Here is a 22,682-nt window from a genome sequence, read left to right as displayed (position 1 = left end):
GTTGTCGTCAGGCGGCCTGTTGCGCGAAGTCCCGTACCAGTGCGGCGACACTGGTGGCGATCTGCTGGCATTCCGCATCGTTCAGGGTGAGCGGCGGCAACAGGCGCACCACATTGCCTGCGGTGACGTTGATCAGTAATCCCTGTGTGCGGGCCAGTTCTACGAGCTCGGCGCATGGGCGATCCAGTTCGATGCCGATCAGCAGGCCGAGGCCGCGGATGTCCCGGACGTGGGCGCAGCCAGCCAGCTCGGATTTGAGCTGATCCAGCAGTTGTGTGCCGAGGCTCGCTGCCTTTTCTATCAGCCACTCGCTTTCCAGAGTGTCCAGTACCGCGAGCCCAGCGCGGCATGCCAGGGGGTTGCCACCAAAGGTGGAACCGTGGGCGCCGGCGGTAAACAGTTCGGCCGCCTTGCCGCGAGCCAGGCAGGCGCCAATGGGGACGCCGTTGCCAAGACCCTTGGCGGTGGTGACCACGTCCGGCAGCAGGCCGTCGCTGTGCTGGTAGGCAAACAGCTTGCCACTGCGGCCGTTGGCAGTCTGGATTTCATCCAGCATCAGCAGCCAGTCCCGGTTGTCGCACAGTGCGCGCAGGCGCGGCAGGTAGTCACTATCGGGAATGCGGATGCCGCCTTCACCCTGTACCGGCTCCACCAGAATGGCCACGATGTCGTCGTGCGCATTGGCCAGTGCTTCAATGGCTGCCACATCGTTATAGGGCACCCGCAAAAAACCTTCCGGTAGTGGGGCAAACCCTTGCTGCACCTTGGGGTTGCCGGTGGCGGTCAGGGTGGCCAGGGTGCGCCCGTGAAATGCGCCTTCGGTCACCACGATCTTCGGGCAGGCGAGGCCGCGCTCGTTGCCGAGTTTGCGCGCCAGCTTGATGGCTGCCTCGTTGGCTTCGGCACCGGAATTGGAGAAGAACACGTTCTCCATTCCAGACAGCGTCACCAGCTTATCGGCCAGTTGCTCCTGGGGCGGAATGTTGTACAGGTTCGACACATGCAGCAGGGTATTGGCCTGCTCCTGGATCGCCAGGGTAATTGCCGGGTGGCAGTGGCCGAGGCCGCACACGGCGATCCCGGAGAGGGCGTCGAGATATCGTCGGCCATTATCGTCCCACACGTAGTTACCTTCACCTCTGACCAGGGTCAGGGTTCTGTTACCGTAGTTCTGCATCAGTGCGGGAGTAGCCACCGTATATCTCCTCTGTGGGTGGGTCTCTGTTGTTGGGCATTTCTATGGAAAGAAGGAGGCCCAAAGCAAAAGGGAAACCGCAGAAAATACGCCTTCGGCGTATCTTGACCGCAATTTCCCCGGGGAACCGGCAATACTAGCACAGCCATGGCCCGGAGCCAGCAGCCCGTGCCCACTCGTGGGCAATTGCGGGACTTCCGTGGGAATCGGGTTGGAATCGGGTACAATGCGCGCTTTCTGTTACGGTTAGATGCCCGCGGTGCCGGGTCACTCTACTATCCACCGAATTACCAACCGACTTTCAAGCCGAGGTTAGCTTCCACTATGGATACTCTGGAAAACATCAAAAAGCAGATCGCCGACAACGACATTCTGCTTTATATGAAAGGCAGCCCCAACGCCCCGCAGTGCGGCTTCTCCATGCGTGCCTCCCAGGCTGTGATGGCCTGTGGCAAGCGTTTTGCCTATGTGGACGTGCTGTCCAACCCGGATATCCGTCAGGAATTGCCGAAATACGCCAACTGGCCGACCTTCCCGCAGTTGTGGGTCAAGCAGGAACTGGTCGGTGGCTGCGACATCATTATCGAAATGCATGAGAGCGGCGAGCTGAAGACCCTGATCGAGGAGGCGGCGAAGGACGCGGAGCAGGGCGAGTAAGTGCTGCTGAGTTTCTGAGTGAAAACTCGGGCACAAAAAAACCGCGAGATTTCGCGGTTTTTTTGTGCCCGGGCGGAGCGTTATTCCTCGGAGGCGGAGACCATCTGCGTCTGCAGGTAATTCTGCAGGCCGACCTTGTCGATCAGGCTCAGCTGAGTTTCCAGCCAGTCCACATGCTCTTCCTCGGAATCGAGGATACGTTGCAGTAACTCGCGGCTGCCGTAATCGCGAACCGATTCACAGTAGGCAATGCCATCGCGCAGATCGGGAATGGCTTTCTGCTCCAGCTTCAGGTCGCACTTCAGCATTTCTTCGGTGTTTTCACCAATCAGCAGCTTGCCCAGATGCTGCAGGTTTGGAATACCTTCCAGAAACAGAATCCGCTCGATCAGCCAATCGGCATGCTTCATTTCGTCGATGGACTCGTGGTATTCCTTGTCGGCCAGTTCTTTCAGCCCCCAGTCCTTGAACATGCGGGAGTGCAGAAAATACTGGTTGATGGCAATCAGCTCATTTCCCAGTGCCTTGTTCAAATGTTCGATGACTTTGGGATCGCCTTTCATGGTGTTCTCCTTGAGCCGGGTCGCAATGTCCTGTGGCGGCAATTATTTATCGAAAACGTGGGCGCTGACTTTCTGAAACGATGGTGAAAGGAGACGGAAATAATCTGTCCTTCACCATCAAGATTGTAGAGTCCGTAGCGCAAGATTGTGTGGAGTTTGCGTTGCAGAAATGGACAAGTCAAGCGCGGAATGTCGGCGAACGTGCAGGAAAAAAGCCAGAAAATTAACGGGAAAAAGGCCGAAAAGTACACTGAGAACGATTGCTGTTTAGATTGTTTGGGTCGCGCGCGGGCTTATTTGAGTTCGCTGCGCATTCTTGCCAGCTGTTTTTGAATCGCGGCGACATCAAATTTATCGTTGAGGCTGATTTCGCAATCTTCCTGCAGGCGTTGGATCAGATTATTCAGCGCCTGCCGATCTTCCCGGCGCGAACAGATCTCAGCAAGCTCAATCAATGCGCTGCACAGATGCCGCATGACCACGCCGCTGTCCCGGCCATATTCGCGGATCTCATCCAGGGCCGCTGCCAGCACATCGGCAAAGCTGAGTTCCGTGGTGATCAGACGCAGCTGTTCACGATCGTCGTAAAAACAGTTGGGTAGCGCGGGGCGCTGCAAAATGATGCCAATACCGTCAACCAGGCGGTCAATACAGGTGTATGCCGTAAAGGGGTCGTTGATCCCCGGGGATAGGGCGCGTACTGCGATTTGCGCCAGTTGCCGGATGGAGAAAATGACATCCTGCTCGGCAGTGGGCTGGGCACCGAGGGTCACGGCACCGCGAATGGCTTCGGCGATAGCCTGGCTGTCGATATCCCGCGGCGGGTTGTAGATGGTGGCGACGCAGCCCCAGTGATAAAGAAACGCGCCCGGGTGAATTTCCAGGCGTACGGTGCACTGGTTTTCACGTGCCCACGCGATCAGTCCGCGGGTGTCGATGCGCTGGATATAGCCTTCTTTATTTGCGCGTACCCGCAGGCGGTCCTCTCCCAGTTTGAGATCCCGTAAATCTTGTCTGCAGGATCGTGAGTCGCGACAGTCTTCGGCAGGGTAAATGGATTCGAGGGCGCTGCGGAATTCCCGGTTGATCTGAAAGGTGATGTTGTCGATCTGGATCGATTGCGCGACGTTGTGAATGAAATAAATCAGATAGGCGATGCAGGCCAGTGCCATCAGCAGGGCAAAACTGACGGCGAGGGTATGGTGGTGTCTCGGACCACTGGCATCAATGCCGCGCATGACCAGCAACGCATAGACGAAGGTCGACAGGAAGATGCCCAGGGATACCTGGGTGCCTCGGTCGCGAATGAAATTGCGTACCAGGCGGGGGCCAAACTGGTTGGATGCAAGGGTCAGGGCCACGGTGGTGATGGAGAAGACGGTACCGGCCACGGTGATCGTGGAGCCGGCAACGGCGGAGAGCAGCGCGCGGGCGCTGTCGGGGTCGCGCAGCTGCAGCCATCCCAGCCCCGGTAGTTGCTCGACGTTCCAGTGTTGGTCAACCGCGAGAAATCCCTGGGCGAGCAGTATCGCAGCGGCCATCATGATGGCCGGAATTACCCAGAAGCTGGCGCGCAGTCGCTCGGCAAGGTGCAGTAATTGTTGTTTCATCGGCCCGCACGGACTCCTGGCACGGTTAAAGCAGTGTGGCAGTGCTTTTAAGCCTAGGTCAGAGGGCGCAAGTGGGGGGCGTGGAACAGCGGGGAAGGGAATCGGATGCCGGGGCGGACAGCGAGCCCGCCCAGAGACTATCAGCCGGCGGAATAAAAGAGGGCACTATTGGTGTTGGTGAGCATACCGGCGGTCATGGTCTCATCGATAATTTCCTGAGTCAGTTCGGCGCAGCGGCCACACTGAGAAGAAACCCCGAGATGACGGCGCAGTGCCTTTACCGAGGTGGAACCATCGTACACAGCCTCTTTGATCTGGCTGTCGGTGATGCCTTTGCAGATACATACATACATCGCGGTAAACCTGGCGCAAATACAGTCTTCTATTCAACGGAGGTTGGATCTTATTGGTAATGAGAATAAGTGTCAATAAGATTTTTCGACCGTTCAGTATGTATTCTAGTTGGTCGTGTTGCAGGCAGTAGTTAGAAATGTGACCAATTAGTCAGGTGGTTTAGGAGTGGCAACCCAGGCGGAGACGGCTGCTATTGGCGTTATATAAAAATTTAATGGGACTGCCATAGGCCCCTGTGTATCATAGCGGCCCCCTATCGATCTTTTGTCTTTTTATAGCTGTTGGTTATAAATTGACCATTTCTACAATCCATTATCTATCTCATTGAGGAGGTTCTCATGGCTGTATTAGTAGGTAAGCCCGCACCGGATTTCACCGCGGCAGCAGTACTGGGTAACGGCGAAATCGTTGACGAGTTCAACCTGGCAGAAACCATCAAGGGCAAGAAGGCTGTAATCTTCTTCTACCCGCTGGACTTCACCTTTGTGTGCCCGTCCGAGCTGATCGCCTTCGACCACCGCTTTGAGGAGTTCCAGAAGCGTGGTGTTGAGGTGATCGGTGTTTCCATCGACTCTCAGTTCTCTCACAACGCCTGGCGTAACACCGCCATCAACGATGGTGGTATCGGTCAAGTGAAATACGCACTGGTTGCCGACGTGAAGCACGAAATCTGTCAGGCCTATGACGTTGAATCTGAAGGTGGCGTAGCTTTCCGCGGTTCCTTCCTGATCGACGAAGAAGGTGTTGTACGTCACCAGGTAGTGAATGATCTGCCGCTGGGCCGTAACGTAGACGAGATGCTGCGTATGGTCGATGCGCTGGCATTCCACCAGGAGCACGGCGAAGTGTGCCCGGCTGGCTGGCAGGAAGGCGACAAAGGCATGAATGCTTCTCCAGAAGGCGTTGCTGCGTACCTGAGCGAGAACTCCGGCAAGCTGTAAGCTGTCCGAGGTGGGGGAGGGCCGATGGCCTTCCCGTGCTCGAAAAACCGCCGCAAGGCGGTTTTTTTGTGCCTGATGAAAGCGCTCCTGCGCTAATAGAGGTGGCCGGAAGGAGTAGAAAGTGCGTTAACATGCGCGCCTGTTCCAGTTTTATTACAATGCACCCGGTCGGGAATACCGTGACCGGGGGTTTCCGGGTAAAGAATTATTGGCCGGGCTGCTAGTCTTATATTCAGACTTCCACACATTAGCTGACACAGTCTGACCCGGCGGGTTGCTTTGCCTGTTCTATTGAGAGGGCACAGCGGATCGGCCACAGGGTGGGCCTCGGTGTATCGCAGTAACGCACACGGTGTAATTCAAGGTGTTTCAGGGCATTTTCCACAGAATCTACAGAGGTCTGCGTGGCGCGTGGTTGCCGTTTTTGGTCGCCTTTGCGCTGACCGGCGCAATGGGGCAAGCGGTTGCCGATACCGGCCGCGGCGACAAATCCGCCAGCGCGCGCACCGGCAACAAGTCCGTTGCGAAAAGTGTGGAAGCTAGCGCCCAGGAGTTTGATCGATACTTCCGCCAACTGCTAAAGCAGCAGGGGATTCCCGGTGCTGCTTATGTGATCGTAGATCGCGACAAGGTGGTGGCCATGGACACCTACGGGGTGCGGATGAAAGGCAAGCACCAGAAGGTGACTACGCACACCGTATTCCGGCTCGCCTCGGTGTCCAAGACATTTGCCTCCAGTATGGCGGCGGTGCTGGAGCACGAACACAAGTTCAACTGGGGCGACAAGGTGGTGCGCTACGTGCCCCAGCTCAGTTTCAAAACCCCGGCGCTCTCCATGCAGCTGCAGGTACAGCACCTGCTTAGTCACTCGTCAGGCCTTACTCCAAACGCCTACGACAACTACCTGGAAGACAATCGGCCCCTGTCCAAGATTCTGCCGAAGTTTGCCTCCATTGACCCCCACTGTGCCCCAGGTAAGTGTTATGGCTACCAGAACGTTCTGTTCAGCCTGATCGAAGACGTCATCCAGAAGGCCACCGGCGTGCCCTACGGTCGCCAGTTGAAAGAGCGTTTCTTCACTCCGTTGAAGATGGAAGATGCGTCGCTCGGCTGGGAAAGCTTTATGGCGGCGAGCAACCGCGCCGCGCCCCATGTGCAGACCGGCAAAGGCTGGCGTCCGGTAAAGGTGGAGAAAGAGTATTACCTGGCGGCACCGGCGGCCGGGGTGAATGCCAGTATCAGTGATATGGCCCAGTGGCTGAAGGCACAGATGGGCTATTACCCGGATGTTCTGTCACACGAGGTCATCAACGATCTCACCACCGAGCGGGTCGAAACCCGCCGCCACCTGCGCCACCGGATCTGGCGTGACTATATCGACCACGCCGGTTACGGACTTGGCTGGCGCCTATATACGGTGGGGGATGATCGTATCGTTTTCCACGGTGGCTGGGTGGCGGGGTTTCGAGCGGCCATTGCCTATTCGGAAAAGCGCAAGGTGGGGATTGTCATTCTCATGAATGCAGAGTCCCGCGTGATCTCTGACCTGACCGGCAATTTTATCGCGGACATCACCGGCAACGGCAAACTGGTGCAGGCCATTGCGGCGGCATCCAAGAAATAGACGGCCCTGTATATACCCCCCCCCTCTCTGAACCGGTCGCGCGCTTGAATTGCGCGTGACCGTCCCAATATTGCTTCCCCTGAGTTTGAATTGTCTGCCGATGCGCGGACCGACGTTGTTTTAGATAGGGGAGATACCATTCATGACTGTTGCGGCGCATAAAGAAAGCCACGGTTTCCAGACAGAGGCCAAGCAGTTACTGCACCTGATGATCCACTCGCTGTACTCCAACAAGGAGATCTTCCTGCGCGAGCTGGTATCCAACGCATCCGACGCCGCCGACAAGCTGCGATTCGAAGCGCTCTCCAATTCCGAATTACTGGCAGAAGACCCGGATCTGCGCATCCGCATCGAGTTCGATAAGGACGCCGGTACCCTGACCATTTCCGATAATGGCATTGGCATGAGCCGCGATGAGGTGATCGAGAACCTCGGTACCATCGCCCGCTCCGGTACTGCCAACTTTATGCAGAACCTCACCGGCGACCAGAAGAAGGACGCGCACCTGATCGGCCAGTTCGGTGTGGGCTTCTACTCCGCCTTTATCGTTGCCGACAAGGTCGACGTATTCACCCGTCGCGCCGGCGCCGACGCCAGCCAGGGTGTGCACTGGGAGTGCAGTGGCGAGGCCGAGTACTCCGTAGAAAACGTCGAGTGGCCGCACCGCGGTACCCGCGTGGTACTGCACCTGAAAGACGAAGCCAAAGAATTTGCCGATGACTGGCGCCTGCGCTCCATCATCAAGAAATACTCCGATCACATCGCCATACCAGTGGAGATGCTGAAGCAGGAAGTGCCCTCGGGTGATGACGAGGAGAGCAAGGAAGACAAGGCGCCGGAGTTTGAAGCGGTCAATGCCGCCCAGGCTCTGTGGACCCGCCCGCGCTCCGAGGTGAAAAGTGAGGAGTACAAAGAGTTCTACAAGCATATCTCCCACGACTTTGACGACCCGCTGACCTGGAGCCACAACCGTGTGGAAGGCAAGCTGGACTACACCAGCCTGCTGTATATCCCGGCGCGCGCCCCGTTTGACCTGTATCAGCGCGATGCCGCCCGCGGTCTCAAGCTGTATGTACAGCGCACCTTCATCATGGATGATGCCGAGCAGTTCCTTCCCCTGTACCTTCGCTTCGTCAAAGGTGTGCTGGACTCCAACGATCTGCCGCTGAACGTCTCCCGCGAGATCCTGCAGAAAGACCAGAATACCGATGCCATCAAGAGTGCCCTGACCAAGCGTGTACTGGACATGCTCGACAAGCTGGCGAAGAAAGACGCAGATCAGTACCAGAAATTCTGGGATCTGTTCGGGTCGGTAATGAAAGAAGGCCCGGCGGAAGATTTCTCCAACAAAGAAAAAATCGCCAAGCTGCTGCGTTTCTCCACCACCCACACCGACGACGCCAAGCAGGATCAGTCCCTGGAAGACTACGTTGGCCGTATGAAAGACGGTCAGAAGAATATCTATTACGTGTGCGCAGACAACTTTGCCACAGCCAAGTCTTCCCCGTACCTGGAAGTCTTCCGCAAGAAAGGCATCGAAGTGCTGCTGCTCACTGACCAGGTGGACGAGTGGTTCGTTGGCCATATGCAGGAATTCGACGGCAAGCCGTTCCAGGACGTAGCCAAGGGCGCGCTGGATCTGGGTGAGGCGGAGAACGAAGACGACAAGGCCGAGCGGGAAAAGGCGGAGAAAGAAGCCGGCGCGCTGGTGGAGCGCATCAAGGAGGTGCTGAAAGAGCGCGTCGAAGATGTGCGTGCAACCACCCGCCTGGTGGATTCCCCCGCGTGTCTGGTGGCCAGCGACAACGATATGGGGCTGCAGATGCGCCGTATTCTTGAACAGGCGGGCCAGTCCCTGCCGGAAGCCAAGCCGGTGTTCGAGGTAAATCCGAGCCACCCGCTGGTGCAGCGTCTGGATCAGGAGCAGGATGAAGATCGCTTTGCGGACCTCACCAATATCCTGATGGACCAGGCCAATCTGGCGGCGGGCAACCAGCTGGCGGATCCGGCGGACTATGTGCGCCGTCTGAACACTTTGCTGCTGGAGCTAAACAGCTAGTACTTGGCAGGGGCTCCTTCGAAAAGCCGGCGAATATTTCGCCGGCTTTTTTGTTGGAGCCGTTCCACCTTAAAAGTCGGCCCACCGCTGACCCGCCCGGAGCAGACTGAGCTATATTGTGCCTGCCGGTTTTTTGCACGAATTGGTCGTGATTAGGCAGCAATTATTGGTGAACTTGGCAAAAATGATCAATTTCCCAGGCGCCCATTGGGTGCCGGCAGCTGGCTCCGTATAATCTCCTGCTGCACAGTAAATACTACAGAGCGTTATGACCCAGCAAGACGTATCCCCAAGCGCCCCGGAATCCACAATGTCCATTGCCGTGCTCGGCGGTGGAAGCTTTGGCACGGCAATCGCCAATATTGTGGCTGGCAACGGTCACGACACCCGTCAGTGGATGCGCGACCCTGAGCGCGCCGCCGCCTGTATGAATGAGCGGGAAAACCGCCACTATCTCCCCGGGGTGGCACTGCACCCGAATCTCAATATCACCGCAGACCTCGAGAAGGCGGTGAGTGGTTGCCAGGTGGTGTTTGTCGCGATTCCCAGTAAATCTTTCCGCGAGGTGGTGCACCGCGCGGCACCGGTGCTGGACCCGGGCACCATGCTGATCTCTCTGACCAAGGGGGTGGAGCATGATAGTTTCCACTTGATGAGCGATATCCTGCGGGAAGAGACCGAGGGTATGCGCGTGGGGGTGCTGAGTGGGCCCAATTTCGCAAAAGAGGTTGTTGCCGGGCACTACACCGCCACGGTGATTGCCAGTGAAGACGATTCCCTGTGCACTACCATCCAGAAGGTGCTGCACTCGGAGACGTTCCGTGTTTATTCCAGTAATGATGTGTTTGGTGTGGAGCTGGCCGGCGCGCTGAAAAATATCTACGCCATCGTCACCGGAATGGCCGTTGCCCTGGGGCGCGGGCAGAACACCACCAGCCTGCTGATTACCCGGGCACTGGCGGAAATGATGCGCTTTGCCGAAGCCATCGGCGCAGACCCGATGACGTTTATCGGCCTTGCCGGGGTGGGTGATCTGATCCTGACCTGTTCTTCCGATCTCAGCCGCAACTACCGGGTGGGCTACTTGGTGGGCAAAGGTAAGAAGCTCGAAGACGCGGTATCCGAAATCGGCCAGGTGGCGGAAGGGGTGAATACGGTTCGCCTGATTAAGGCCAAAGCCGATGAATTGGGCGTCTACATGCCCTTGGTTTCCGCGATACACGCCATATTATTTGAAGGTACCCCGATTCCCACGGTCATTCGCGAGCTGATGTCTGGGGCGCAAACCTTTGATGTGGCCTATTCGGCCAAACCCTGATCAATAATTAACAGCTGTGAGGCTGATATGAATAACGCACAACTGAAGCAGAACCTGACCTCTGCGGACCATTGGACCCGTCTGTTGTTTATGGTGCTGTTTGTCATTCTGCTGGAGGTTGCGGGTGTCGTGATGCTGGCGACTATTGTCTTGCAGTTCCTGTTCGCCATCGTCTCCGGTGGTCCAAACGAGAACCTGCGCCAGATGGGGAACCAGATTGCTTCCTACATCTATCAGACCCTGCAATTCCTGATCTACAACACTGAAGAAAAGCCGTTTCCGTTTTCCGAGTGGCCTGAGTCCTGAGCGCCGCACCGGTGATGGGGGTGCAATGACGTCCCCAAAACCAAATCTGAAACGAAACCGGACTATATTGAGTGTTCCTGAATTTCTGAATAATTGAACCGCGGCCGGCCCAATGGCTGGCCTTTCCCCATTTGTGGTGCCCAACAACGGACTGGTGATCGCCCCATGAGCAATGAAGAACTGAAACAGAATCTGACCTCCTCGAACCAATGGCTGCGCCTTGTGTATATGGTGCTGTTTGCGGTGCTGCTGGAAATCGCCGGCTTTGTCATGCTGGCGGTGATTATCGCCCAATTCCTGTTTGCCATTTTTACCGGCGGAGCTAACGACAACCTGCGCCGTCTGGGGGACCAGATTTCCTCCTATATCTATCAGACGCTGCAGTTCCTGATTTACAACACCGAAGAAAAGCCGTTTCCGTTTTCCGAATGGCCGGAGTCCGAAGAGGAAGACCTGTCCAGTTACGAAAGTGCGGAAGAAGTGGACGGAGAGGTGATTGACGACGTCGACGCGCTTGAGACAGACCTCGACGAAGTCGAAGCGGAAATTGACGAGGTAATGGGTGAGGGCGTCGATGATGACGTAAAGCCTGAAGCCTCCACTAAGGCGGCTACCGCTGAAAAATCGGAGAAACCTGCCAAGCCCAAGAAGTCTGCAAAAGCCGGCAAGGCCGATGACGAGGAAGAAACCGTCATCGAGCTCGGGGCGGACTCTGCGGAAACCACGGAAGCAGATAGTGGCGACAAAGCTTCCGAAGAGAAAAAGTAATCTCTGCAACCCGACTCTGGCGGTCACTTGAAACGGGAGAGCCCTGTGCTGTTGTTTGTAATGCGTCATGGCCATGCCGAACCGTTCCGTAAAAGCGATGAGACCCGCGCACTGACCGAGGAGGGGCGTGCGGAAGTGGCGTCGGTCTGCAAGCAACGTGCCTCGGAGCTGGCGCAGGTGAAGACCATCTGGGCCAGCCCCTTTGTGCGGACCCGCCAAACCGCCAAAATCGTTGCAGAGACATTTGATCTGCCGGTGGAGGTGCAGGAGTTTCTCACCAGTGACACACCGGTGGAGCTGGTGTTGGAGGCGCTGGTCTCGGCGGATGAAAAGGTTTTCCCGCTACTGCTGGTCAGTCATCAGCCACTGGTAGGCAACCTGGTGAACGGGCTCTGCGGTAGTGGTGATGAGCATCCAATGGCGACCTCGAGCCTGGCCTGCCTTTCCAGTGAGATATGGGCGCGGGATTGCGCTGAGCTCGAGTGGTTGCAGCATAAACCTTGAGCGGGCCGGCGCTGGCCCGTGTACCTGATCGGTCAAAGCCGCTGAATTCTGTTGCCATTGTGGCGCTGCCGTAGTGCTGTCAGTATGTGTGTTTCGGCAGCGGTACAGTTACTATCCATGCGTCATTCCTCTCCTGCACTCAATGCCCCCCGCGAGATTACCCTGGACGTACAGGGCAATGTGATTGCCGCCCGGCAGTGGGGGAGCCCCGCGGGTATTCCAGTACTCGCACTGCACGGCTGGCTGGATAACTGTGCCAGTTTCGACAAAATGGCGCCTTTCCTGGCTGAACTCAACCTGATTGCCGTGGATCTCGCCGGTCACGGTCAGAGTTATCATCGCCACCGGGACGCGAATTACACCCTCTGGACGGAAATCGAAGACGTATTGGCTATTGCCGATGCGCTAGGCTGGGCGCAATTTTCCGTACTGGCACACTCGCGCGGGGCGGTTATCGGCACGATTGCCGCAGCTACCTTTCCCGAAAGGGTATTGCGTCTGGCGCTGATCGACGGCCTGGTTCCGCCACCGACCACCGACGCGGAGGCGCCGGAAACTCTGCGCAAGGGGATCGAACAGCGCGCGCGCTACCGCGATCGCAGGAGCCGGGTATTTGAATCTCTTGAGATTGCTGTGACCGCGCGCAAAAACGGCCTGTTCAAATTGAGCGACGAGGCTGCCCGTGCGCTGGTGCAGCGGGGTGTGCGCCCCTGTGAGGGGGGGTATACCTGGAGCAATGACCCACAACTGATGGCAAGCTCCCTGGCAAAAATGAATGAACCGCAGGTGCGCGCGTTCTTGGCGCGGGCCACAATGCCAATTCGGCTGGCGCTGGGCACAGAAGGGATTCAGGGGATGATCGAGCGTATCCGGCCCCTGGCAGAGCAGGTGCCGAATATCGAGTTGAAAGAGTTTTGCGGTGGCCACCATCTGCATATGGAGGATCGCGCGGAAGAGATTGCGAAATGGTTTTTACCATTTCTTGCTGCTGGGCAAGCGCAGGCCTAAACCCTTTGCGGGTGAACCGGAATGCTAAAAGGGAATACGTTTGGCGTAGCTGGCCTTGTGCATATCCCGCACTTCCACAGAAATTTCTGGCACTTCCGGCGCGGCCTCGCATAGGTAGTTGAAAATGGCCGCACTCAGTGCTTCTTTCTGTTCTGTAGTGCGCCCTTCAAGAATGCGCACTTCCGCGTGAATAAACAGATTGCTGGAGCCTTCGTGGCTCTTGCCGAGTACAAAATCCCGATAGGGCAGGGCGCGGGTTTTGATCGCGCTGGCATTGAACAGCCCGGTTTCGCTCATCGCCTGCTGGCCATTACTGATCAGTGCAGGAATGGAAATGCTGTCTTCCAGTTTTTGCGAATATTCGATCACCAGATGGGGCATTACCGGACTCTCCTCTGATCAGTAAGGGGCGGAACGCGTTAGCGAATCAGCGACAGAAACTCGTTGCGAGTGGCCTGCTGGCTGCGGAAAGAGCCCAGCATTGCAGAGGTTTTCATCACCGAGTTCTGCTTTTCGACGCCGCGCATCATCATGCACATATGCTTGGCTTCGATAATCACACCCACCCCTGCAGCACCGGTTACCTGCTGGATGGTCTGCGCTACCTGCACGGTTAACTGTTCCTGTATCTGCAAGCGGCGTGCAAACATGTCTACAATGCGCGCCACCTTGGACAGGCCCAGGACCTTGCCGTCGGGAATGTAGGCAACGTGCGCCTTGCCAATAAACGGCAGCATATGATGTTCGCACATGGAGTAGAGCTCGATATCTTTCACCAGCACCATTTCACTGCAGTCGGACGGGAAGAGGGCGTCATTGACGATCTCTTCCACGGTCTGATGGTAGCCCCGGGTCAGGTACTGCATGGCCTTGGCCGCGCGCTGTGGGGTGTCTTTCAGTCCCGGGCGCTCCAGGTCTTCACCAATGGCTTCGATAATGTGTGCGTAGTGTTCTTTCATCAGTATGCTTCCAACGTCTCGCCCGCGGGGTTGTTCTGCCATCAATACGCAAATGAACGGGCGTTCGATCACCGGTGTATCGGCGGGTATCAGAGGGTGCGCTACCCTAAGCCTTTGTCACACGGTAGTAAAGCGCCAAACATTGAGGAATATCGCCAATGATAGAGAATCGGGAGTCCAATCTGCACGAATTGTGTACCGTGCTGGACTATATCCGCTGGGGCGCCAGTCGCTTTAATGCGGCGCAGCTGTGGTTTGGCCACGGTACAGACAACGCGTGGGATGAAGCTGTCCTACTGGTCACCCACACATTGCACCTGCCGGTGAATAGCAAGCCGGAGATTCTCTCCGCGCGCCTTACCATGGCGGAGCGCGCCGAGGTGATGGAGGTGCTGGAAAAGCGGGTTAATGAACGCTTACCTGCCCCTTATCTCACCAGGGAGGCCTGGTTCTGCGATCTGCCGTTTTACGTGGACGAGCGGGTGCTGGTACCCAGATCCCCCATTGCTGAGCTGATTCGCAATCGATTCGAGCCGTGGCTACAGCAGGAGCCCCTCGCGATCCTTGATCTCTGCTGTGGCAGCGGCTGTATCGGTATTGCCTGCGCGGACGCGTTTCCGGAGGCGCGGGTGGATCTCAGCGATATTTCCGCCGACGCGATTGAAGTGGCCCAGATCAACATCAATCGGCACCATCTGAATGACGAGGTGCGTGCGGTGCAGTCGGACCTGTTCGCTGGCCTCAAGGGCTGCAGTTACGACCTGATTGTAAGCAACCCACCATACGTGGACGCCCGTGATCTGGCAGAGATGCCACAGGAGTATCATGCGGAGCCGGGGCTGGCACTGGGCTCTGGTGATGACGGCCTGGATTTCACCCGGCGCCTGTTATTGCAAGCGCCGGACTACCTGCAGCCGGAAGGTATTCTGGTATGCGAAGTGGGTAACAGCTGGGTCGCGTTGGAAGAAGCCTATCCGCGCGTACCGTTTTTCTGGCCCGAGCTGGAAGATGGTGGGCATGGTGTTTTTGTACTGACCCGAGAAGAGCTGCTGGCCTGCCGGTCCATGTTTGAAACTGGAGCGCGGAGCTAACCTCCAGCGGCGGATGCGCCGTCGGCTTATCCGCCCTACGGAATCTGCCAACCCTGTAGGGTGGATAAGCGCAGCGCATCCACCATCGCGGGCAAGCGCGCCATCGGCCAAGGTTTCCTCTATAATGCACGCCTTTCATCGAATAATTCACTGGGGTAGGGAAAACCGGGTATGTCGGGCAATACATTTGGCAAGTTGTTCTGTGTCACCACCTTTGGCGAAAGCCACGGCCCTGCGTTGGGTTGTATTGTGGACGGCTGCCCCCCGGGACTGGAAATTTCCGCGGAAGAAATCCAGCTGGAGCTGGACCGCCGCAAGCCCGGTACCTCCCGCTACACGACCCAGCGCCGCGAAGCGGACGAAGTAAAGATTCTTTCGGGGGTATTCGAGGGTAAAACCACCGGGACCCCCATCGGCCTGCTGATCGAAAACACCGATCAGCGCTCCAAAGACTACGCCAACATCGCCGAGCAGATCCGCCCGGCGCACGCCGATTACACCTACTGGGCCAAGTACGGTCTGCGGGATTACCGCGGCGGTGGCCGTTCTTCCGCGCGGGAAACCGCCATGCGCGTCGCCGCCGGCGCGATTGCCAAAAAGTGGCTCAAGCAGCAGTTTGGTATTGAGGTGCGTGGTTACCTGTCCCAGTTGGGCCCGATCAAAATCGAGAAGCTGGACTGGTCCCAGGTCAGCGAGAATCCCTTCTTTTGCCCCGATGCCGACAAGGTGCCGGCAATGGAGGAGTACATGCAGGCGCTGATCAAGGAGGGCAACTCCATTGGTGCGCGCATTTCCGTGCATGCGAGTGGTGTGCCAGCGGGCCTTGGCGAACCGATTTTCGATCGTCTGGACGCGGATCTGGCCCATGCGCTAATGAGCATCAATGCGGTTAAAGGTGTGGAGATCGGAGCCGGGTTTGCCTCTGTTGAGCAGAAGGGTACCGAGCACCGCGACGAAATTACCGAGCAAGGCTTTCAGTCCAATAATGCGGGCGGTGTGCTCGGTGGTATTTCCAGCGGCCAGGAGCTGATTGCGCATATTGCCCTGAAGCCCACATCCAGTCTGCGTATCCCGGGCAAAAGCCTCGACACCAACGGTCACCCGATCGAAGTGGTGACCAAGGGACGTCACGATCCTTGCGTTGGCATTCGCGCGACACCCATTGCAGAAGCGATGATGGCGCTGGTGTTGATTGACCATATCATGCGTCAGCGGGCGCAGAATGGGGATGTGGAGTTTGGCCTGAAAATCCCGGCGGGTGAGCCGGCCTGAGAATTGGTCGGGCTCGAACAATAAAAAAGGCGGAGCGTCTGAAACGCTCCGCCTTTTTTTGTACCTGATCTGTCGGTAATCGAAATTACAGGTGCAGGTTTAGCCCCAGGTAGGGTCCCTTGATTTCCAGATCGCTTTGCAGTGCATCCAGCTCTTTGACATCCAGGGTCATGGAGCGGTAACCGGCTTCGATGGCGAAATCCAGCGCCGGTACGAAGTCCCAGCGGATCTTGGCGGTCAGATCGGTGTGGCGATCACCGTTGTAGCTGGTGCCGTTGCCCTGGGCAATAATGGACCAGCCGGTAAAGGGCAGGTCGAAGCGGGCTACGCCGTATACCATGGGAAGAACCCCTGAGAGCTCGATCGTTTCCGATTGCTCAACCGACGGGCAGGGGCCGGATTCCGGGATGCAGACCAATCCGATCACGCCGTCGCCCTGGAACTCGCCGTCGTACATACGGGCGGTGAGACCGAGATCCAGGTTAACCCAGTTATCGAGGATCTCGTAATACAGGGTGGCATCGGTATGGCTCAGGGACATATTCGCGCTGAGCTCTGAGCCCGCAACAAAGGTTTCGTCGCCGAAGGTTACGTTCTCATCGAGGGTGGTCGCGCCATTGGTCTCGATCTTGCTGTGAGCCACCAGAATATTCGGGATCAGGGGGATCGGGTGTTCCAGAGCCGCCTGAATAAAGGTCACATTGTCTTCGGCGAGGGCAAACTCATCCACGTTGAAATCGTCGACGCCGATGGTGCCGCTGTAGGCGGGTTTCCACGCACCCAGTGTCGCGTCAAAGCCGAGGATGGTATCTGCGCTGGCAGAAGCGGAGGCCAGCGCTGCGCAGATGGCCAAGGTTATTTTTTTCATTTGGAGTCTCTCCCGTTGAATTCTGCGGCGGATTCTACAGCGTTTTGATGAAGTTTCCCTGAACCGCATTCCACTCGGCGATATTTCGGCACGATTTTGTGTGCTATTTGGTGTTCAGATAGAACCCACTGAGCCTGTCCGGTCGATCAAAGGCCCCGTGCCTCTTTAAAAAGCAGCTGTTGCAGGGCGTTGGCCGCATTGCTGAGCGTCCGGTTGCGGTGATAGATGATGCCCAGATTGCGCACGATACTCAGCTGCGGCATGGGCAGCTCCGCGAGGCTATCGTCGATCAGGGTTTTTGGCAGCACACTCCAGCCCAGGCCGACGCCGGCCATCATCTTGATGGTTTCCAGAAAGTTGGTCGCCAGTTTTGCGGTCAGCTTGAGTCCGTGGGCGTCGAATTCGCGTTTGATCAGTCGCCCGGTGTAGGTGTTCATATCCGGCAGGATCGCCGGGTATCGGGCCAGTGCCGGCAAGTCCAGTTCCGGCATCTGCGCCAGGGGGTGATCCGGCGCCGCCACCACCACACAGGGGTCCGGCCAGATAATCTGGGCATTGAGGTTGGGGTAGTCCTTCAGTGCCAGGGTGACCACGGCAAGCTCGTATTCACCGGCCATCAGTGCCTCGTAGGCCTGCTCGGAATCCAGAAAATCAATATCCAGGGAAACATCGGGGTACAGATTGCTGAACTCACGCAAAACCGGTGGCAGATGGTGCAGTCCCACATGGTGACTGGTGGCAATGCGCAGGCTGCCGCCGATGGTTTCGCCCAGGCTGCGCAGCTCGTGCTCGGCATCGCTCACCTCATTCAATATGTGGCGGGCGCGGGGCAGCAGGGCGCGGCCAGCGTTGGTGAGCTGGAGTTTTCGGCCAATGCGGTCAAACAGCGGTGCACCCAGTTGTGCCTCTAGTGACGCCAGGCGTTTGCTCACCGCGGGCTGGGTCAGGTGCAGTTGTTCGGCGGCTTCTGAGACGGAATTTTGCTCGGCGATCGCGAGGAAGGCCCTAAGCCATTGGATTTCCATGGTGATTCTCGGTGGTTGCCCTTGAGTATTCCAAAAGCGAATGCGCCATATAATAAATATAAATTGATGTTATTCAATGCCCCCCCTAGACTTCGCCATGTTATCCATAGAGGAGATGGGGCTATGGGCCATCCTGAAAACAAAAAGCAGACGTTGTACGACAAGCTCTGGGAAGACCATTTGGTCAAAAGCCGCGACGACGGCACCGCACTGATCTACATCGATCGTCACCTGATTCACGAAGTCACCTCTCCTCAGGCCTTTGAAGGTCTACGTCTGGCCGGACGCAAGCCGTGGCGCACGGATTCCGTGGTGGCCACGCCGGATCACAATGTGCCGTCTGACGCAGCAGAGCGCGCCGGGGGTATTGCCGGGATCCAGGACGAGGTGTCCCGTATTCAGGTACAGACCCTGGATGAGAACTGTAAAGACTTCGGTATTGTCGAGTTCGGCATCAACGATCCGGGTCAGGGTATCGTGCATGTGATCGGGCCGGAAACCGGCGCGACCCTGCCGGGTATGACCGTGGTGTGTGGTGACTCCCACACGTCCACCCACGGCGCACTGGGCGCACTGGCCCACGGTATTGGCACCTCTGAGGTGGAGCACGTGATGGCCACCCAGTGTCTGATTCAGAAAAAGATGAAGAACATGCTGGTGCGTGTGGACGGTGAACTCGGCCCGGGTGTGACCGCAAAAGACGTGGTGCTGGCCATCATCGGCAAAATCGGAACCGCCGGTGGTACCGGCTATGCCATTGAGTTTGGTGGTTCCGCGATCCGCTCCATGTCCATGGAGGGGCGCATGACCATCTGCAATATGGCGATCGAGGCCGGTGCCCGCGCGGGTATGGTGGCGGTGGACGACATCACCCTGGAATACGTCAAGGGGAAACCCTACGCGCCCAAGGGCGAGCAGTGGGACAAGGCGGTGGAAAACTGGAGCCGCCTGCACTCCGACGACGGCGCGCACTTCGATGAAATCGTCGAGCTGAAGGCGGAAGAAATCGAGCCGCAAGTAAGTTGGGGAACCTCACCGGAAATGGTGGTACCGGTCAGCGCGGTAGTACCGAGCCCGGCGGATGAAAGCGATGCCACCAAAAAGGCTGGTATCGAGCGTGCGCTGGAGTATATGGGGTTGACCGCCGGGCAGAAAATTACCGATATCAACCTCGACCGGGTATTTATCGGCTCCTGCACCAACTCCCGCATCGAAGACTTGCGCGCGGCCGCCGCAGTAGCAAAGGGTCACAAGAAAGCCGACAGCGTGAAGCAGGTGCTGGTGGTTCCGGGTTCCCAATCTGTGAAAGCGCAGGCGGAAAAAGAAGGTCTGGACAAGGTGTTTATCGAAGCGGGCTTCGAGTGGCGCGAGCCCTCCTGCTCCATGTGTCTGGCGATGAACGCGGACAAGCTGGGTGCCGGTGAACACTGTGCGTCGACGTCCAACCGCAACTTTGAAGGTCGCCAGGGCTACGGTGGTCGCACCCATCTGGTGAGCCCGAGCATGGCGGCAGCGGCGGCGATTGCCGGCCACTTCGTTGACGTGCGTGAAATGCAGAAGAGGACAGCCGTGAGCGGAGGGGAAAAATAGTATGAAGGCATTTACCAAGCATAAAGGTGTGGCGGCGCCCATGGATCGCGCCAATGTGGATACGGATCTGATTATTCCCAAGCAGTTCCTGAAATCCATCAAGCGCTCCGGCTTTGGCCCGAACCTGTTTGACGAGCTGCGCTATCTGGACGAAGGGCAGCCTGGGCAGGATCACAGCAAGCGCCCGGTGAATCCGGATTTTCCGCTGAACCACCCGCGTTATCAAGGTGCTTCCGTGTTGCTGGCGCGCAAGAATTTCGGTTGTGGCTCCAGCCGTGAGCACGCGCCCTGGGCGCTGGATGACCATGGCTTCCGCGCGATTATTGCGCCGAGCTTTGCGGATATTTTCTTTAACAACTGTTTCAAGAACGGTCTTTTGCCAATCGTTCTGGAAGAAGAAATTGTCGAGCAGTTGTTCCAGGAAATGTATGCGGACGAGGGGTATGAGCTGGAAATTGACCTCGAAGCCCAGGTGGTGATCAAGCCCAATGGCGAGACCCACGGGTTTGAAGTAGACGAGTTCCGCAAGCACTGTCTGCTGAACGGTCTCGACGATATCGGCCTGACCCTCGAAGATGCGGACGATATCCGCGCTTACGAAGCCAAGCGCCGCGAGCAGGCGCCGTGGCTGTTTGATGCGGTCAAGTAAAAAGAAAGAATAACTGGAAGAACGATGAGCAAAAAAATCATGATCCTACCGGGCGACGGAATCGGCCCGGAAATTATCGAGCAGGCAGTTGCGGTATTGAAAACCGCCGATAAAAAGTTCGGCCTGAACCTGGAATTCACCGAAGGCCTGATCGGCGGTGCTTCCATCGATGCCCACGGCGAACCGCTCACCGATGCGGAACTGAAAAACGCCGGCGACTGCGACGCGGTACTGCTGGGCGCCGTAGGCGGCCCCCAGTGGGATACATTGGACCGCGCGATTCGCCCGGAAAAAGGCCTGCTGAAAATTCGCAGCGGCCTGGGCCTGTACGCCAACCTGCGCCCGGCGATACTGTATCCGCAGCTGGCCGATGCCTCTTCCCTGAAACCGGAAGTGGTTTCCGGCCTGGATATTCTGATCGTGCGCGAGCTGACTGGCGGTATTTATTTTGGCGAGCCCCGCGGTATCAAGACATTGGAAAACGGTGAGAAGCAGGGTTTCAACACCTATGTTTACACCGAATCCGAAATCGAGCGTATCGGTCGCACCGCATTCGAAGCTGCACAGAAGCGCGGTGGCAAGCTGTGCTCCGTGGACAAGGCCAACGTACTCGAAGTGACCGTGCTGTGGCGCGAAGTGCTGGACCGCCTGGCTCCGGAATACCCGGATGTGGAGCTGTCGCACATGTATGTGGATAACGCGGCCATGCAGCTGGTGCGTGCGCCCAAGCAGTTCGACGTGATGGTAACCGGCAATATGTTCGGTGACATCCTGTCCGACGCCGCCGCCATGCTTACCGGCTCCATCGGTATGCTGCCGTCTGCGTCCATGAACGAAACCGGCTTCGGTCTGTACGAGCCGTGTCACGGCAGTGCGCCGGATATTGCAGGGCAGGGCATCGCCAACCCACTGGCCACCATTCTTTCCGCCGCGATGATGCTGCGCTACTCCCTGGATATGGGTGAAGCAGCCGATGCGATCGAGGCGGCGGTGAACAAGGTTCTGGATCAGGGACTGCGCACCGCGGATATTTACACGGATGGCTGTAAAAAAGTCTCCACCGCGGAAATGGGCGCAGCAGTGGTGGCCGCTTTCTAGTAGACACGCCTCCCATTCAGTGTCATCCCGGTCTTTTTATGCGGCGCAGCCGCTCCGGGATCCAGAAACAAACCAATTCAACAGGGTAAAGAAATGAACAAGGTAGGATTCGTAGGCTGGCGCGGTATGGTCGGCTCCGTTTTGATGGGCCGCATGCTGGAAGAAAACGACTTCGCACATATCGCCGAGCCGGTATTTTTCTCCACATCCAATGCCGGTGGCAAAGCCCCGGAAGTTGGCAAAGAAGTCGCGCCCCTCAAAGACGCCTACGACCTGGACGCGCTGGCCGAGCTGGACGCCATCGTCAGCTGTCAGGGCGGCGACTACACCAAAGAAGTATTCGGCAAGCTGCGCGAGCAGGGCTGGAACGGCTACTGGATCGACGCCGCCTCCAGCCTGCGCATGCAGGACGACGCCATCATCGTACTCGACCCGGTCAACCGCGACGTGATCGATAAAGGTATCGAGTCCGGTGTGAAAAATTATATCGGCGGTAACTGCACCGTGAGCCTGATGCTGATGGGCCTGGGCGGCTTGTTCAAGGAAGGTCTGGTGGAGTGGGTTACTGCCCAGACTTATCAAGCAGCCAGTGGTGCCGGCGCCAAGAATATGCGCGAGCTGATCTCCCAGATGGGCAGCATCCGCGACGGCGTTGCCGAAGAGCTGGCCGATCCGTCCAGCGCGATCCTCGAGATCGACCGCAAGGTGGCCGAGAACATGCGCAGCGGCGATTTCCCCACCAGCGAGTTCGGGGCGCCGCTGGCCGGCAGCCTGCTGCCGTGGATCGACACCCAGCTGGAAACCGGCCAGAGCCGCGAAGAGTGGAAAGCTCAGGTGGAAGCCAACAAGATCCTGGCCACCGACAGCACCGTGCCCGTGGACGGTACCTGCGTGCGTATCGGTGCCATGCGCTGCCACAGCCAGGCGTTCACCGTGAAGCTGAAGAAAGATCTGCCGCTGGCAGAGATCGAGAAAATCATCGGCTCCGCCAACGACTGGGTGAAAGTGGTACCCAACGACCGCGAAGTGACACTGAAAGAGCTGACCCCGACCGCGGTTACCGGCAAACTGGACATCCCGGTTGGCCGTCTGCGCAAGCTCAGCATGGGTGGTGAATACCTGAATGCTTTCACCGTTGGTGATCAGCTGTTGTGGGGCGCTGCCGAGCCGCTGCGTCGTGTACTGCTGATTCTTCTCGGCAAGCTATAAGCCGCTAGATCAGA

The 22,682-nt window shown here is 57.6% G+C and carries 23 protein-coding genes; 15 read left to right on the top strand and 8 right to left on the bottom strand.

Features of this window, described 5'->3' with window-relative positions:
* Positions 1–7: 7 nt before the first annotated feature.
* Complete coding sequence (locus AAFH99_RS13365; RefSeq protein ID WP_197023730.1) at positions 8–1,195, bottom strand: aspartate aminotransferase family protein; 1,188 nt, start codon at positions 1,193–1,195, stop codon at positions 8–10.
* A gap of 324 nt (positions 1,196–1,519) precedes the next feature.
* Between AAFH99_RS13365 and grxD the strand changes: the two genes are divergently transcribed.
* Positions 1,520–1,852, top strand: coding sequence for a Grx4 family monothiol glutaredoxin (grxD, locus tag AAFH99_RS13360; RefSeq protein ID WP_406827960.1), 333 nt, complete (start codon positions 1,520–1,522; stop codon positions 1,850–1,852).
* 80 nt (positions 1,853–1,932) lie between these two features.
* Here the strand turns inward: grxD and bfr are convergent, their stop codons facing one another.
* From bfr to AAFH99_RS13345, 3 genes are all read right to left on the bottom strand, one after another.
* Positions 1,933–2,415: a bacterioferritin gene (gene bfr / locus AAFH99_RS13355; RefSeq protein WP_043315457.1), complete on the bottom strand. Its 483-nt coding sequence runs from the start codon at positions 2,413–2,415 to the stop codon at positions 1,933–1,935.
* 293 nt (positions 2,416–2,708) lie between these two features.
* A complete protein-coding gene (locus tag AAFH99_RS13350; protein ID WP_406827959.1) occupies positions 2,709–4,025 on the bottom strand; it encodes a DUF2254 domain-containing protein in 1,317 nt (438 codons plus the stop codon).
* A gap of 140 nt (positions 4,026–4,165) precedes the next feature.
* Complete coding sequence (locus tag AAFH99_RS13345) at positions 4,166–4,378, bottom strand: bacterioferritin-associated ferredoxin (protein ID WP_043315459.1); 213 nt, start codon at positions 4,376–4,378, stop codon at positions 4,166–4,168.
* Positions 4,379–4,717: 339 nt separating this feature from the next.
* On the opposite strand from AAFH99_RS13345, the gene AAFH99_RS13340 reads away from it, so the two are divergent.
* The 8 genes from AAFH99_RS13340 (at position 4,718) to AAFH99_RS13305 (ending at position 12,907) form a co-directional block, all read left to right on the top strand.
* Positions 4,718–5,320 carry a peroxiredoxin gene (locus tag AAFH99_RS13340; protein WP_043315460.1) on the top strand — a complete coding sequence of 201 codons (603 nt, stop codon included), beginning with the start codon at positions 4,718–4,720 and terminating at the stop codon, positions 5,318–5,320.
* A 415-nt stretch (positions 5,321–5,735) separates the two neighbouring features.
* Positions 5,736–6,944: a serine hydrolase domain-containing protein gene (locus tag AAFH99_RS13335; protein WP_406827958.1), complete on the top strand. Its 1,209-nt coding sequence runs from the start codon at positions 5,736–5,738 to the stop codon at positions 6,942–6,944.
* Between the two features lie 142 nt (positions 6,945–7,086).
* Positions 7,087–9,003: a molecular chaperone HtpG gene (gene htpG / locus AAFH99_RS13330; protein ID WP_406827957.1), complete on the top strand. Its 1,917-nt coding sequence runs from the start codon at positions 7,087–7,089 to the stop codon at positions 9,001–9,003.
* A gap of 268 nt (positions 9,004–9,271) precedes the next feature.
* Complete coding sequence (locus AAFH99_RS13325; protein ID WP_051686810.1) at positions 9,272–10,321, top strand: NAD(P)H-dependent glycerol-3-phosphate dehydrogenase; 1,050 nt, start codon at positions 9,272–9,274, stop codon at positions 10,319–10,321.
* A gap of 27 nt (positions 10,322–10,348) precedes the next feature.
* Entirely contained in the window at positions 10,349–10,627 is a 279-nt protein-coding gene (locus tag AAFH99_RS13320; protein ID WP_043315464.1) for a DUF4389 domain-containing protein, read from the top strand.
* A gap of 165 nt (positions 10,628–10,792) precedes the next feature.
* The gene (locus AAFH99_RS13315) at positions 10,793–11,395 is read left to right on the top strand and encodes a DUF4389 domain-containing protein (protein WP_406827956.1); all 603 of its coding nucleotides are present in this window, start codon (positions 10,793–10,795) and stop codon (positions 11,393–11,395) included.
* Between the two features lie 45 nt (positions 11,396–11,440).
* Positions 11,441–11,899, top strand: a complete 459-nt coding sequence (gene sixA, locus AAFH99_RS13310; RefSeq protein ID WP_043315469.1) for a phosphohistidine phosphatase SixA — start codon at positions 11,441–11,443, stop codon at positions 11,897–11,899.
* Between the two features lie 117 nt (positions 11,900–12,016).
* Positions 12,017–12,907, top strand: a complete 891-nt coding sequence (locus AAFH99_RS13305) for an alpha/beta fold hydrolase (RefSeq protein ID WP_051686811.1) — start codon at positions 12,017–12,019, stop codon at positions 12,905–12,907.
* A gap of 24 nt (positions 12,908–12,931) precedes the next feature.
* On the opposite strand, the gene AAFH99_RS13300 is transcribed toward AAFH99_RS13305, so the two are convergent.
* Together AAFH99_RS13300 and folE are read right to left on the bottom strand one after the other, a co-directional pair.
* Entirely contained in the window at positions 12,932–13,288 is a 357-nt protein-coding gene (locus AAFH99_RS13300; protein ID WP_406827955.1) for a 5-carboxymethyl-2-hydroxymuconate Delta-isomerase, read from the bottom strand.
* Between the two features lie 38 nt (positions 13,289–13,326).
* Positions 13,327–13,866 (bottom strand): GTP cyclohydrolase I FolE, encoded by a 540-nt coding sequence (folE, locus tag AAFH99_RS13295; RefSeq protein ID WP_043315472.1) that lies wholly within the window; start codon positions 13,864–13,866, stop codon positions 13,327–13,329.
* A gap of 158 nt (positions 13,867–14,024) precedes the next feature.
* On the opposite strand from folE, the gene prmB reads away from it, so the two are divergent.
* Both prmB and aroC read left to right on the top strand, forming a co-directional pair.
* Positions 14,025–14,957: a 50S ribosomal protein L3 N(5)-glutamine methyltransferase gene (gene prmB / locus AAFH99_RS13290; RefSeq protein ID WP_406827954.1), complete on the top strand. Its 933-nt coding sequence runs from the start codon at positions 14,025–14,027 to the stop codon at positions 14,955–14,957.
* A gap of 171 nt (positions 14,958–15,128) precedes the next feature.
* Positions 15,129–16,229, top strand: coding sequence for a chorismate synthase (gene aroC / locus AAFH99_RS13285; protein WP_406827953.1), 1,101 nt, complete (start codon positions 15,129–15,131; stop codon positions 16,227–16,229).
* An 85-nt stretch (positions 16,230–16,314) separates the two neighbouring features.
* Here the strand turns inward: aroC and AAFH99_RS13280 are convergent, their stop codons facing one another.
* Together AAFH99_RS13280 and AAFH99_RS13275 are read right to left on the bottom strand one after the other, a co-directional pair.
* Complete coding sequence (locus AAFH99_RS13280; RefSeq protein WP_043315477.1) at positions 16,315–17,097, bottom strand: TIGR04219 family outer membrane beta-barrel protein; 783 nt, start codon at positions 17,095–17,097, stop codon at positions 16,315–16,317.
* 146 nt (positions 17,098–17,243) lie between these two features.
* Positions 17,244–18,122, bottom strand: a complete 879-nt coding sequence (locus tag AAFH99_RS13275; RefSeq protein ID WP_043315478.1) for a LysR family transcriptional regulator — start codon at positions 18,120–18,122, stop codon at positions 17,244–17,246.
* A 123-nt stretch (positions 18,123–18,245) separates the two neighbouring features.
* On the opposite strand from AAFH99_RS13275, the gene leuC reads away from it, so the two are divergent.
* From leuC to asd, 4 genes are all read left to right on the top strand, one after another.
* Positions 18,246–19,712: a 3-isopropylmalate dehydratase large subunit gene (gene leuC, locus AAFH99_RS13270; RefSeq protein ID WP_043315479.1), complete on the top strand. Its 1,467-nt coding sequence runs from the start codon at positions 18,246–18,248 to the stop codon at positions 19,710–19,712.
* Position 19,713: 1 nt separating this feature from the next.
* Positions 19,714–20,361, top strand: a complete 648-nt coding sequence (gene leuD / locus AAFH99_RS13265) for a 3-isopropylmalate dehydratase small subunit (protein WP_043315480.1) — start codon at positions 19,714–19,716, stop codon at positions 20,359–20,361.
* A gap of 24 nt (positions 20,362–20,385) precedes the next feature.
* On the top strand, positions 20,386–21,459 hold the full coding sequence (gene leuB, locus AAFH99_RS13260) for a 3-isopropylmalate dehydrogenase (RefSeq protein ID WP_406827952.1): 1,074 nt from the start codon (positions 20,386–20,388) through the stop codon (positions 21,457–21,459).
* A 93-nt stretch (positions 21,460–21,552) separates the two neighbouring features.
* The gene (gene asd / locus AAFH99_RS13255) at positions 21,553–22,668 is read left to right on the top strand and encodes an aspartate-semialdehyde dehydrogenase (protein ID WP_406827951.1); all 1,116 of its coding nucleotides are present in this window, start codon (positions 21,553–21,555) and stop codon (positions 22,666–22,668) included.
* The last annotated feature ends 14 nt before the right edge of the window (positions 22,669–22,682 follow it).

Origin of the sequence: Microbulbifer sp. ARAS458-1 (genome assembly GCF_045348205.1) — a bacterium.
Lineage (GTDB): Bacteria > Pseudomonadota > Gammaproteobacteria > Pseudomonadales > Cellvibrionaceae > Microbulbifer.
Note: the sequence above shows the minus strand (reverse complement) of the source record. Positions and strands in the feature narration are given on the sequence as shown.

What these genes read in the sequence shown, in the direction of transcription:
- grxD (WP_406827960.1), top strand. Translation starts at nt 1,520, where the DNA reads ATGGATACTCTGGAAAACATCAAAAAGCAGATCGCCGACAACGACATT.
- bfr (WP_043315457.1), bottom strand. Translation starts at nt 2,415, where the DNA reads ATGAAAGGCGATCCCAAAGTCATCGAACATTTGAACAAGGCACTGGGA.
- AAFH99_RS13350 (WP_406827959.1), bottom strand. Translation starts at nt 4,025, where the DNA reads ATGAAACAACAATTACTGCACCTTGCCGAGCGACTGCGCGCCAGCTTC.
- AAFH99_RS13345 (WP_043315459.1), bottom strand. Translation starts at nt 4,378, where the DNA reads ATGTATGTATGTATCTGCAAAGGCATCACCGACAGCCAGATCAAAGAG.
- AAFH99_RS13340 (WP_043315460.1), top strand. Translation starts at nt 4,718, where the DNA reads ATGGCTGTATTAGTAGGTAAGCCCGCACCGGATTTCACCGCGGCAGCA.
- htpG (WP_406827957.1), top strand. Translation starts at nt 7,087, where the DNA reads ATGACTGTTGCGGCGCATAAAGAAAGCCACGGTTTCCAGACAGAGGCC.
- AAFH99_RS13325 (WP_051686810.1), top strand. Translation starts at nt 9,272, where the DNA reads ATGACCCAGCAAGACGTATCCCCAAGCGCCCCGGAATCCACAATGTCC.
- AAFH99_RS13320 (WP_043315464.1), top strand. Translation starts at nt 10,349, where the DNA reads ATGAATAACGCACAACTGAAGCAGAACCTGACCTCTGCGGACCATTGG.
- AAFH99_RS13315 (WP_406827956.1), top strand. Translation starts at nt 10,793, where the DNA reads ATGAGCAATGAAGAACTGAAACAGAATCTGACCTCCTCGAACCAATGG.
- AAFH99_RS13305 (WP_051686811.1), top strand. Translation starts at nt 12,017, where the DNA reads ATGCGTCATTCCTCTCCTGCACTCAATGCCCCCCGCGAGATTACCCTG.
- AAFH99_RS13300 (WP_406827955.1), bottom strand. Translation starts at nt 13,288, where the DNA reads ATGCCCCATCTGGTGATCGAATATTCGCAAAAACTGGAAGACAGCATT.
- folE (WP_043315472.1), bottom strand. Translation starts at nt 13,866, where the DNA reads ATGAAAGAACACTACGCACACATTATCGAAGCCATTGGTGAAGACCTG.
- prmB (WP_406827954.1), top strand. Translation starts at nt 14,025, where the DNA reads ATGATAGAGAATCGGGAGTCCAATCTGCACGAATTGTGTACCGTGCTG.
- aroC (WP_406827953.1), top strand. Translation starts at nt 15,129, where the DNA reads ATGTCGGGCAATACATTTGGCAAGTTGTTCTGTGTCACCACCTTTGGC.
- AAFH99_RS13280 (WP_043315477.1), bottom strand. Translation starts at nt 17,097, where the DNA reads ATGAAAAAAATAACCTTGGCCATCTGCGCAGCGCTGGCCTCCGCTTCT.
- AAFH99_RS13275 (WP_043315478.1), bottom strand. Translation starts at nt 18,122, where the DNA reads ATGGAAATCCAATGGCTTAGGGCCTTCCTCGCGATCGCCGAGCAAAAT.
- leuC (WP_043315479.1), top strand. Translation starts at nt 18,246, where the DNA reads ATGGGCCATCCTGAAAACAAAAAGCAGACGTTGTACGACAAGCTCTGG.
- leuD (WP_043315480.1), top strand. Translation starts at nt 19,714, where the DNA reads ATGAAGGCATTTACCAAGCATAAAGGTGTGGCGGCGCCCATGGATCGC.
- leuB (WP_406827952.1), top strand. Translation starts at nt 20,386, where the DNA reads ATGAGCAAAAAAATCATGATCCTACCGGGCGACGGAATCGGCCCGGAA.
- asd (WP_406827951.1), top strand. Translation starts at nt 21,553, where the DNA reads ATGAACAAGGTAGGATTCGTAGGCTGGCGCGGTATGGTCGGCTCCGTT.